Origin of the sequence: Desulfosporosinus hippei DSM 8344, assembly GCF_900100785.1 — a bacterium.
Taxonomy (GTDB): Bacteria; Bacillota; Desulfitobacteriia; order Desulfitobacteriales; family Desulfitobacteriaceae; genus Desulfosporosinus; species Desulfosporosinus hippei.
Genome location: NZ_FNCP01000052.1, coordinates 1 through 11,332, shown reverse-complemented (window position 1 = coordinate 11,332; position 11,332 = coordinate 1). Strand labels below are relative to the sequence as shown.

At 36.3% G+C, this 11,332-nt stretch carries 10 protein-coding genes; 1 reads left to right on the top strand and 9 read right to left on the bottom strand.

Annotation, left to right across the window (positions count from 1 at the left end):
- Nucleotides 1–122 precede the first annotated feature (122 nt).
- From BLS16_RS22590 to BLS16_RS22570, 6 genes are all read right to left on the bottom strand, one after another.
- A complete protein-coding gene (locus BLS16_RS22590; RefSeq protein ID WP_176786276.1) occupies nucleotides 123–884 on the bottom strand; it encodes a helix-turn-helix domain-containing protein in 762 nt (253 codons plus the stop codon).
- A gap of 442 nt (nucleotides 885–1,326) precedes the next feature.
- Nucleotides 1,327–1,869 carry a MerR family transcriptional regulator gene (locus tag BLS16_RS22585; RefSeq protein ID WP_092335843.1) on the bottom strand — a complete coding sequence of 181 codons (543 nt, stop codon included), beginning with the start codon at nucleotides 1,867–1,869 and terminating at the stop codon, nucleotides 1,327–1,329.
- A gap of 21 nt (nucleotides 1,870–1,890) precedes the next feature.
- A complete protein-coding gene (locus BLS16_RS22580) occupies nucleotides 1,891–2,079 on the bottom strand; it encodes an antitoxin VbhA family protein (protein WP_092335842.1) in 189 nt (62 codons plus the stop codon).
- Between the two features lie 104 nt (nucleotides 2,080–2,183).
- Nucleotides 2,184–2,342: a hypothetical protein gene (locus BLS16_RS23940; protein WP_176786275.1), complete on the bottom strand. Its 159-nt coding sequence runs from the start codon at nucleotides 2,340–2,342 to the stop codon at nucleotides 2,184–2,186.
- Nucleotides 2,343–4,244: 1,902 nt separating this feature from the next.
- The gene (locus BLS16_RS22575; RefSeq protein ID WP_092335841.1) at nucleotides 4,245–4,541 is read right to left on the bottom strand and encodes a hypothetical protein; all 297 of its coding nucleotides are present in this window, start codon (nucleotides 4,539–4,541) and stop codon (nucleotides 4,245–4,247) included.
- Between the two features lie 1,259 nt (nucleotides 4,542–5,800).
- Nucleotides 5,801–6,844, bottom strand: coding sequence for a GTP pyrophosphokinase (locus tag BLS16_RS22570; protein ID WP_092335840.1), 1,044 nt, complete (start codon nucleotides 6,842–6,844; stop codon nucleotides 5,801–5,803).
- 355 nt (nucleotides 6,845–7,199) lie between these two features.
- Between BLS16_RS22570 and BLS16_RS22565 the strand changes: the two genes are divergently transcribed.
- A complete protein-coding gene (locus tag BLS16_RS22565; RefSeq protein WP_092335839.1) occupies nucleotides 7,200–7,760 on the top strand; it encodes a hypothetical protein in 561 nt (186 codons plus the stop codon).
- Nucleotides 7,761–8,664: 904 nt separating this feature from the next.
- Here BLS16_RS22565 and BLS16_RS22560 read toward each other — a convergent pair.
- From BLS16_RS22560 to BLS16_RS22550, 3 genes are all read right to left on the bottom strand, one after another.
- Entirely contained in the window at nucleotides 8,665–8,919 is a 255-nt protein-coding gene (locus BLS16_RS22560; RefSeq protein ID WP_092335838.1) for a hypothetical protein, read from the bottom strand.
- A 264-nt stretch (nucleotides 8,920–9,183) separates the two neighbouring features.
- Nucleotides 9,184–10,017 (bottom strand): hypothetical protein, encoded by an 834-nt coding sequence (locus BLS16_RS22555; protein WP_092335837.1) that lies wholly within the window; start codon nucleotides 10,015–10,017, stop codon nucleotides 9,184–9,186.
- A 312-nt stretch (nucleotides 10,018–10,329) separates the two neighbouring features.
- Entirely contained in the window at nucleotides 10,330–10,923 is a 594-nt protein-coding gene (locus BLS16_RS22550) for a DUF4145 domain-containing protein (protein ID WP_092335836.1), read from the bottom strand.
- Nucleotides 10,924–11,332: the final 409 nt, after the last annotated feature.

Below are 11,332 nucleotides of genomic sequence, written 5' to 3'. Positions count from 1 at the left end.
TTCCGGTGCCACGGTGTTCCAGTGTTCCGGTGCCACGGTGTTCCAGTGTTCCGGTGCCACGGTGTTCCAGTGTTCCGGTGCCACGGTGTTACGTTATTACTGTCACACCGTATTGCCGTTTGTTAGAGATAAAAATCCCCATATTTTTCTTTTTTTGTTGTTGTGTCCATAGGTATATCAGCTTTTGTTTTGGCAGATTGGGACGTTCGTCTTGATGCTGGCTTCTTTTTGTTTTTTGGGCGTTTGACAAGTTCACGGTTTATGACTTCATTCTCCAGAGCCTTTTGTAACCAAGCGACTGGGTTTATAATATCTGGTTCAGCATCCATTTTTTCTAGGGCATTTACTAGATCTGATTTGGTAGCCCCCACCTTCAATGCCATTTCAATATAGCGTTTATGGTATGTCTCTTCTTCTTCTTCTTCTAAATTGTTAATTCTAAGATTGTTATTATTAGTTCCTCGATTATCCATGCTTCGATCACCCGTGCCTCGATTTTGGGGGGATGGATGATCGAGTTTTTTACCCGTACCCCTGTTTTGGGGGGGTGGAGTTTTTTCCTCATTGGAGTCTAAAATTTCTGTGTGGAGGATATAAACATTGTGTTTAAATTTACCCTTTTCATCTCTAACCTTCTCAATTGAGATATATCCATATTCGATCAATAATTTAAGGTGAGTATAAAAACGAGTCTCTCCAATTCTTAGATCATAGAGGATCGTTGACACACTTGGAAACGCACTATTGCCTGATCCGGCATAAGAACAAATGTAGGCGTAAATACCTACTGCTTCAATTGTGAGTCTTCTATCTTTAGCAACCAGTTTGGGAAATGTACCATAACCTTTGGAGTTAATACCTAATACTTTTAAAACATCGTTCATTGCCTCATCCTCTTTCTCTCTGTCCACCGGCATATAAATAAGCCGGCAGCTTGTACGCCACCGACTTTGAATTTCGTAAAACCTTTTATATCAAAACTAATAGCTGAGTTTTCTTTGTTATATATATATATAAATATATAAACCTATTAAAGATAATTGAAACTCAGTTTGCAAATATGATATAATGTTCTCAGAAATCAATGCTCTTCGGTGCTTTCGTTGAGCTGTGATTAAAGTCCAAGAAGTCAGAGGGTCCAATCTCTGGCTTTTTGGCATTCTAAGGGTAAGTAATTCTCCATGAAGTGAAAAATTTCCTTTTTTTATGTCGAAATTTTTTTTTTCAGAATGGATCTTAATAATTCGCAACGAACGGCAACGAAATTTTACGTAACAATATTTTTGTAAAAGCCCAACTCGGGATATATGCTTGAGTTGGGCTTTTCTATTTCCAAAACTGCCACCAAGGATTTTTTTGTTTTTCCACCATAAGCTCACGGATCTGCGCGATGATCCGTTCGTCTCGTTCTTGAATGAGACTTTCTTGTTTATCCATTAGGTCATTAAAATTCTTTCGGCTTTTTTCTAGTTCAGCCTTTAATTCTGCGATTACGTCATCACGGCTTTGAAGTTCCTGAGCAACGGCACTTCTAACAAGTTCCAGGAACTGTGTTCGTGTTGTTGGGATGATTTCGAGTTGTGATGTTGTGTTGTTGTTGTCTTCTAGTGTTGTGTTGTTGTGTTCTGGTGTTTTAGTGTTTATAAAAAGTCCGTATTTCCGCTCTAGTTCAACCTGAATTTGTTCCTGGGTTAAGTTCTGGGACACTTTTTCAGAAATAAGTTTAAGTATGGCCACGGCTTCTTCGGGATAACGTCGTCGCCTTCCTTCACCTGTACAGGCAAAGAATTCTAAAAATCTATCACGATATGTTCTCGCTGTGTTTTCATGTAAACCGGCAAGCTCTGCTGCCTGTTTGAAAGTGTACATCTTGCACCTTTCTTCCCTCGTTTAGTCATTTACCTTTCCAGCATCCGTTGTTCGGATGATTTCCAATACTTGTTCTTCTGTCAATTCTCCTTTGAGGTATTGCCTTAATATTTTAGTTTCTTCCTCTGATATTAATAATCCTTCAATTCCGAGGGTTGCCCTAACATTGCCCAACATCAATTCAATTTTTTCATCAGGTATCCTTTTCACTTTATCCACCTCAAATGCTACTTAGATGCTTGATTTGAACAATAACACCCCAGTCCATACTGGGGTGTAAAATTTATTTTCAACGCAAGAATTCGTAAGCACCTTTAAGTATCATTTTCCTTCCTAGATTCCTTCAGTTTCTCGTAATACTCCAAAGTTTTACGTGTTGCTTTTAAAAGGTTCTCTTCAGTCTTTTTATAATCATACGGAGCTTCTCCTAATTCATCGACCGCCCTTAGAACTTTGCTAAGAAAGTTCTCCACTCAACCTCACTCCTTTACTTTAGGCCAAATACATACGCCCTACTCTACCTGACTTCCCCCTTGATGACCGTTACCAGAGACTTGAAAAACTTTCTTAACGCAAGGGCACAAGAATAAATTTTCGTCGAGAAAATTTTTCCCCTTGCGTGGTTTAGCCTGGTATACTCCCGTCATGGGGGGAGGTCGTTTATTTCTCAGCGGCCTAATGAAAATCCAAAGGCAGGATAAGGCGCTGAGCGCCAGATACACAAATTACCGGCAAAGCCAGTAATGGTAAGGATTTAGAGTGGATTAGCGATCTAATATAACTAACTTGCAATTGGTTAGCAATAATGATGAAATATAGATAAGAACCTTGTAGCGTAAGGGTTTGGATGGGTTAGTAAATCAAAAAAAGTGGCTTTTATGGTACCAAATATCATAAAAGTGGGAATTAAATTTGGACTCACAACCCGGTACGAAACCGGGTTGTTTTTTTTGTCAAAAGGGAATCAATTCATCATATTGCACCACTGTAACACCGCTTATAACCTTGCTGTCAGCGTGTTTCAAGTCTATTTTGCACCATTTGTTTAACCGATTTTGCAATATGCACCACCTGTTTTACCGACTCAAACCTGCATGATTACTGAGTTTTTACAGGCTTTGCCTGTAATTTGTCACCTCCCTTATCCTGCCTTCTTCACTTACTCTCTTTTTCCGTGATTTTTGATGGTGTTTATCTTATGGCTGATACGAGGACGCAAAGCCGAAAAGGGGTATTAGGGGGAACCACTAACAATGCTTGCTAATACACTTTTTTATATCTTCTAGCCATTCTAACGTTTGATCTTCATTATTCCCATTTGTTAATTGAGTTTTTCGTTGTTACCTTTACTAAGCCAGTAAACCAAGATAGAACCTATAATAGTTGAGGCAGTACCATCTTGACCTTTGCCTGACCATATCAACACTATAGCTAATATTATCATGAAGACAGAAATCCAAAACGCATATTTTATCATTAAAACCTCCAATAATTATTTAGGCAGAAGAAAAGGTTAAAAACCGTTGAATAAAGCTTATATTCGGTTAGTTCAATCAAATATTGGCTGCTACCAATATTGATTGAACTTTTTTTAGTAAGCTACAGAGGACTGGCACGAATCATATTTCCACCACCTTGTATTACTCTCATGAATAATTCACCCCTTTCAATTTCTCTGTGTTTTTTTGGCATAACAAAAAGCATCCAAGGATTACACTTGGATGCTTAAATATTTTTTTATAGAAAATAAATACGATCTCATCTGCGGGCAATGGAGAAGGGAAAGAATCACTTACTTTACCATATCGCGTTTTTGTAGCAAAAACTTCCTGGAATTTATACAGGAGACAAGAAATCACAATATCAGTGTACCACGGTATTTGGGGCAAAAGTTCCGGACTTTCTGACAAGAGAAATAATATACAATTATAGGTTTACCACACAATAGATCTAAGACTTTTCATTATCCCAATATTTTTGGGCATAAAAGTAGCCCTAGACCAAAAATTTAATCTAGGGCGTGCCTCTTAAGAGCCATTATAGCATGGGGTTGCAACTATTTCAATTAGAGCGTGCTGTTATTGGGTGCGATTTTTTCTTTCTCCAACACCTTTTAGTCAAAAAGCGTCTTTTTTTCTTTTCTAAACCCTAGTAAGTGTCCCTTGAAGTTTAAACTGAAAATAGATTCTAAGCTTATCAGTTAGGCCGTAGCTTGATTAAACCGATAGAATGAGTAGTTTAATGCCTCGGACAAGGTTTCAAGGTCTTAAAACTGCCTTCTTGCGCCCACCCCTTCCTTTTCTTGCTGATCCGTCCGTTCTAACACCCTGGTTGAGCCAGGGCGTGAATTATTTAAAGGTTGACCGAGCGTCGATTTAGCCGATCGCGTAGTTTGTAATGTGATCAGTTTCTGGCGGCTTTGATATTTGATGCCAATTACCTTCACCAAGATATTTCCCGGTTTGTAACCATTGAAACCACGTTTCTTCCTCGGTTATGCTATGTATCCCTTTGTCGATCCTCTCAACTACGATGTTGTTATATATGCCTTCGTTTAGATCACATCTGTTTTCCAGAACGGCAAGTAATGCTTCTTCCCTTGTTGGATAATATCCGAAACATCTAGTATTGGAGGATTCATCAAGACCAGTTAGCGCCGTTATAAAATACATTAGTGATTCTCCTTTTATGAAAATTCGAGTCCGATAATGGTCGTTATAAAAAGAGTAGCCATACTTGTAACACCGTAACACCGTAACACGGTATTACAAGTATCGTTTAATCGTTTACTGTAGGAATGAAGATGGATGAATCTTTAAACACACTTTTTTGACGCATTCTCAAATAAATAAAATTTTTTAAAAAAAGGCCAATTACGGATACATATGTCAAGTGTAAGTATACATTGATGTCAAGTGTAGGTATACATATTACCAAGACACTATTTCAACCCGCCGATCTAGGTTTGTAGTGCCTTTACGTAAGTCTTATACTCTGATATTATTAGTCCAAGCACGACTTTGAAAGCAAGGCAGCCTGCCCCGAAAGGGGGTGAAAACCTATGAATCAATTCGAAACATTAACAGTCGCCTGTGCTTTTCTTACACTTCTTCTAGGAATAATCAAGTTAGTACTGGAAATAACGAAAAAGCAACCTCCCCTAGCACGGTAAAGCTGCTTTTTCACCAATTTGAAACGACCGCACCTTGCGGCTGAGTTGTGCAAAGAGCTGTGATGTTAGCGCATCGCGGCTCTTAAATTTTAACACTCAAACTACGTTTCATTCACTACTTAGTGCACGCGTTCAGTATCAAGGCTTCATTGGTGTTATCGTAACATTTATTAAATATTTTCACAAGTTTATTGAATATTTTTGTGAGTTTTTTTAATGCTTTTTTCCCGTACAAATGGAATTTTTGTCATATAGAAATAATCCACCTATATTTTGCTGCTTGAGTCCTATAATACGATTACAATAGCAGCCGAATTCCACAAACGTAATGATCTGATAGTTGGGACTCCACCATGCGTGGCTTGTCTAGGTACTATAATGGCTGTAGGAAAAGCACCAACGTTGTAAACGTTGGTGCTTTAAGGCCTGGCGTAAGACTTATTTTCTGGCGCTGGCTGCTCACTTTTCTCATGCGCCATGCATTGGATCCGATAACTGAGACTATGTAAAGTGGCTGTGATAGATATTCTTTAACCAATCGAGTGTGGGAAGTTCTTTTAGAGATTACATATTTTGAGGGCAGTGTTACCGTAATATCGTATTACTGTAACACTGTATTACGGTATTACAAGTATGGCTGCTAACCTTTGCACATCGCTGCTATTCACTTTTAGCAGCTCTCATATATTGATCGAGCATGATTGGTTTATGAAAAATATTAGGGAGTGCATTCAATTCAAGTCCTCTCACCCCCTTTATTTAATCCTCATAGTCTTCTTCATAGTCTTCTTCATAGTCTTCTTCATAGTCTTCTTCATCCTCATGACTAATCAAATTTAGTATATTATTAACTCTTTCTTCACCAAATTCCTCTTTTAAAGCCATTCTGACTAAACCTGTATGTACAAAGAAAACACCCTTATTATTACGTTCAATTGAATCTGACTTTTTTTCCCCTTTCGATATTTTCTCAACTTCTATTCGCTCTTTCTCCATTATTGCTTGTTGATGTTTAAGTAATAAAGATTTTAATTGCCCTAGCTTGATAATTTGTAATGTTTCCAAATTATCAAGTAACTCATCATATAGTTCATCTTCTCCTTTATTCTCTGGCGGAAGATACTTATCTAGGACTTGTTTCAAATTATCAACGTTTAATAAATCATCGTCATTAACAACTACTGTATTTTCTAATTCAAGTATATATTCATTGCGCTCTGATAATAATCGAACCAATTCGAAATCAACAGTCTCAAGTAGTGCGGCCAATCTATTAATAGATCTTCTTAAAGGCAAAGGAACATGCCTTTCCTGTTTATACTGAAGGACATGGGATGCAGCAGCCCAAGTATGTTGAGAAATAGTTCTTACTTGAATTTCTGCACATAACCCTTGCATTTTTCTTAGAGTTGGTATCTTTAACCATGATTTTGGACTAGAAATTTCAAAGTGGATAGATCCGTATCCAAACTGATTTTCATCGAGTCGATTATGCGTATCTTCAATTCTTAAAACATTAAAATTCTCTTTGATAATAGTAGTAACTCTATCTACATCTGTTTGAAATAAAAGAATTACTCTTAAACCAGCTAAATCATTTAAATCGCTTAAATTACGTATTTTCATATGATTTCGGTCACATTTCTCTGCAATGGAATCCCAAGTCTTAACTCTAGATTCTAGAGGTACAGCCAGTTTTATAAACGATTCATTTAAAAGTTCATTAATTTGAGTTTTTAACTCTTTACAAAATAATTTATAAAGGTCCAAATTTGCTTCGTATTGTTTCCTAATATTTTCCATAATTAAGCAATCTCCAATAAAATTTTTTGTTAATTATTTCTTTAATAATCACTAAATATCCTTTAAAGTTCAAATTAAAATATATGAGTCCTATAATTAACCTTATGAAAAGAGCTGCCACATTTTTTTTTAGGAATTTCGACCTAAAAATTAACCGATTTTACGCTTGATAACAGTTACGCTGGTACTGATCCAAATAAAGTGTGGGCGATATCCTGTACTCCAAACTTAATTCACCATAACACTTAATTCTAATTAAATAAAAATAATACCCCTTAATATAGATATTTGTATTTACAAAACCCTTTATTAAGGGTATTATATCTATAAAACAAGTATTTAAGGGGGGTTTGATATGCAAAAGATTTGTAGGGTAGTATTAGTTCTTAAGGTTCCTAGTGCAGCTGGTTCTTCTCTTGACTTTAGAACCAAATTAGAAGACATTAATTACGCCATTACCCAATTTAACAAGAGGTTTGAAGGCTTTAAACAAGTGAAGCTTTTAGCCGTAAAAAATCAAGAACTTGAGTTCCTTTTGTCCATAGAGGTCGAGGATAAAAGTGTTATTCCAAACGCTAGAGATCTTAGTGCTTTTTCAAAACGGCTATACCATGATCGAAGTTGGAGTATCTATTCTAGAGAAAACGCTAAACTGTTTACAGCAACTGTCTTCGAAGATGTTACTGAAGAATACGCAGAACACTTTGAGAATCTTCCAGACATTCCTAAAAACTTAACTAAGACAGTTGCTAATGATGTTAGTCGGGATATTAACACTCAAATGAATGATCAACAGGCTATAGAAGCCTTTGAGGCCTTGTTGAAAATTCAAAATATCGGTGACGAAAACAAAAGGTCTACTCGCAAAAAAAGTATCATCGAAATAAAAAGCATTCTTCTCTCAACCCTATCCTAATTATAAGATAGGTCTAAAAGAAGGTGAGAGCTACCACTAACCTCGGTAGCTTTCTTTTTAGCCTTATGTATTTAATGAAATAAACAGATAGCTATATTTACCTAAATTTAGCTATCTGTTATAACTATATATAGGCTAAAGTTGCGGACGTTGGCTTAGAAGCAGCCATCATTTAAAGAGTGCGTAATAGCTCACCTCTCTAGCTCAGTAGTATTCGGGGGGTGGAGAAAAATGGGAATTGCATTGATACTAATAGTCCTTATGTTACTTGTGGTCCTGCTTTCTTGGCATGAGGGCATTATAATACTTAATTCTCAAGCACTATATAAAGTAATATGGTCCATAGTTAAATCTGTGGCACTCATCTTATTTTCTGTGTTACTTGGAATCATAGTAAAGTAATGTTGCTCGCTAAAATTGCGGGAAGGTCTCTCGCTAGCGAGAGACCAATCCCCTTGGGGGGCCAAAGAATTTAGATTGGTCTAGAAAACCAATTGTCGCACAGAGGGTGTTTTCAAAGAAACCGGAAACTAAACCGGGCCTTTAAGCATTGTCGTGTTAGTAAGGACTGAGGTATCGATCAACTCATTTGGATCCACCTTTCTATGGGGCTCTCACACAGGAGAGCCCCATACTACTAATAACAACAAATAAAAACCATTGACACTCACAAGTTATGGACTTGTGAGTGATCAATGGTTTTTATTTGTTGTTTTCATTAATGGTTTATTAGCCGCCTGTGTTAATCTTACCTATCACTCATATAGATGTTAAACTTTTGCCTTGATCTCTGCGGACTCATTCGTCATCGCACATACCAAGGAGAGTTTGTCGAGATGTATGCTGCGTGGAATAGTTTAACGGGTTTAACTATTCCACTATGAGTCTGATAACTAAGATTAAGTCAAGACTCACTTGTCTTTTTATATACCTTCGGAAGTGACTTCCAGATAACACCTATGCTGACAAGGCACCCCACAATACCAATAGTGATCGAAAGATCACTCCCTCGAAAGTAGCCATTTACAAAAGTAATAAAAAATGCTCCCAGGTCGAAACTCCAAACCATGTTAATCCAACTACATCTTGCAACACGTGTAAACTCCCACCGCTTTTTGTTTTCTTCCCGAGAACGGATCAACTTCGTTATTATGCTCAAGCCCTTCTCTCCCTTCTTCGTGAAATTTAAGACAGATAATGGCCGTTAGGTAAAGTCCTCGATCCTGCAGATAGACAGCTATAAACCTTGAAAATGACGGACTGAAAAATTCTTTCAGTCCAGATAATCGTATATATTTAACCTCTGTAAACCTTGATAATAGCAGAATCGTAAAATCTACGATTCAAGAACCGGAGATTTTACGACTCCAAACGTCGGATAATGACTCTCTGAGATTATGAAAAGAAGGCTATCATCGCTTTATTATTTAATAGTTATTTTCCATACCAATAAACTTGCAATGACACTGATTATTAGTGCTACACCTACACCCCAGATGATTTTGCTGCGTAAATCAATCAATTTTTTATATCTCGTATTTTCCTTACCCCATAAAAAAAGATTGAAAGGTAAAAGGTATTTGTACATCATATTTTTAAAATAATTTCCAAAATAATCGTTAAGGGCTATTATAGCCATACTTAAAATCATTAAAACGATTATTAGATTAAAGTTTGTTGTATTTATAGATAACGTAGAAACAGCGTCTTTTTCGATTAAATAATTCAATTTTAAAATAACATCTTTGTTATCCATTATACCTTTAAGTTCGTCATTACTGATTGGTTTAATATTTTTCATCGCTCTATAGAAAATAATAATAACCGTAAAAAGAGGCAGATTTCTGAGAACACTATAAAACACTGATGCAGAAAAAATGTACTTAGTATTTACTTCGTTAGTAAGATATGTTTTAAGATCTGAAAAAAACAAATAAACGAAATCCCTATCTTCACCTTCAACAGTTAATGTAGTTTTTGAATCGAAGTCTAATTTAAATATAAAGGGTATATCACTACTATTCTCAGCCTCTATTTGTAATCTAGTTATTTTCTGCCATTCACTATTATCTTCTTCTAAGATATCTTCAATATTTAAAGTAGTATAAACAAAATTATCTGAACGATAAATTTTATATTTAGGTTTAATTCTAAATTTATCATCCAATCTATCCTGAATGATACTGTGAATTTTCCGTAATCGTTCCTCATCGATCACAAAACCACGAGGAAATATAAATTCAACATGAGCTCCCATATTATTAGCAACTTCTTCCCTTTAACAGTTATTTTTCATAATATAATTCAATATGAATTACTAAAATCCTCTTATTTCTATAATTGTTTGAGCTTTGGTTCTATAAAAAGTTTTATAGATTTTAAATTGAGTCCGATAATTAAACCCTATGTAAAGTTGGTCCAATTTTCGTCTGGATTTGCCCTAGTATGTACCCCTTAAGGTTTGAAATGAAAATAGATTCTAAACTCATTATTTAGGTCGTAGCCCGAGTAGCCATACGAGATTATGACAATAGTACAAGCGATCCGTTAGTTCATTTTTACTCAAGCATTAGGCTGATTCTGTTTTTGTTTTTTTCTTTATTGTAGCCGGAAAAGTGTAGATTATTTTTAACAGCATCTCCACAAAATCGATCAGATCTTCAGCATCTTGCTTTGTCATAATTGCAATTTCATGAGTAGCTTCGTTTCCCTTTTTTCGGATATGATCAACCCATTCTTTTGCATCAGGAGGAATAAAGCCACCTTGCGCTAAATATTCTACGTACTGAATAAACTTAAGTCCTTCTTTTGCACCTCTTGAAACAGCTATGTTCATTAATAACTTCCTACAGCATAAAACCGCAGCTGTATATGCATTACAACTAATACAACTTCTAGCTTCGTTATATAGATTACTTTCTAATTCCGGAACATCGGTTACACTTTCTCCATAAATAGCCCCTGGAAATTGAATATTGTTATGGAAATATGTTGGATTGTTGCAATGATGGCATATATATATGTATCCGTTATTATTATATGAAGTACTAGACTTCGCATTGTATCCCATATTTGATGCTATTGAATTCCCACAATAACCACAATTAAAAGTGCGTGAAAACAGTACATTTGGTTTATCCCATGTAGCATATAGTTTATTCATTTTCTTATTAAATCCCTTCTTCAGAACTAATTCTATTCTGCTTTGGGTCCTATAATGGGCACTATGGAAAGTAGTTCAAAACTCAATTCCCCGTTTTTGGCCAAATTCCTCCCTGACAGCCGATTAACCTGTTTTTATTTCCCTTCATTTTTAGCCTTTTGAACGTGTTTTTGCGCAAAGTACTAAAGTCCGTTTTTCTCTCGCTTACGTCGATTTGCTAGGCTGTTTGTTTTTGGTTTTTGAGTCAAGTATACCTAATATCCGTATTCCGGTGTCACAGTGTTCCCGTATTCCGGTGTCACAGTGTTCCCGTATTCCGGTGCCACGGTGTTCCAGTGTTCCGGTGCCACGGTGTTCCAGTGTTCCGGTGCCACGGTGTTCCAGTGTTCCGGTGCCACGGTGTTACGTT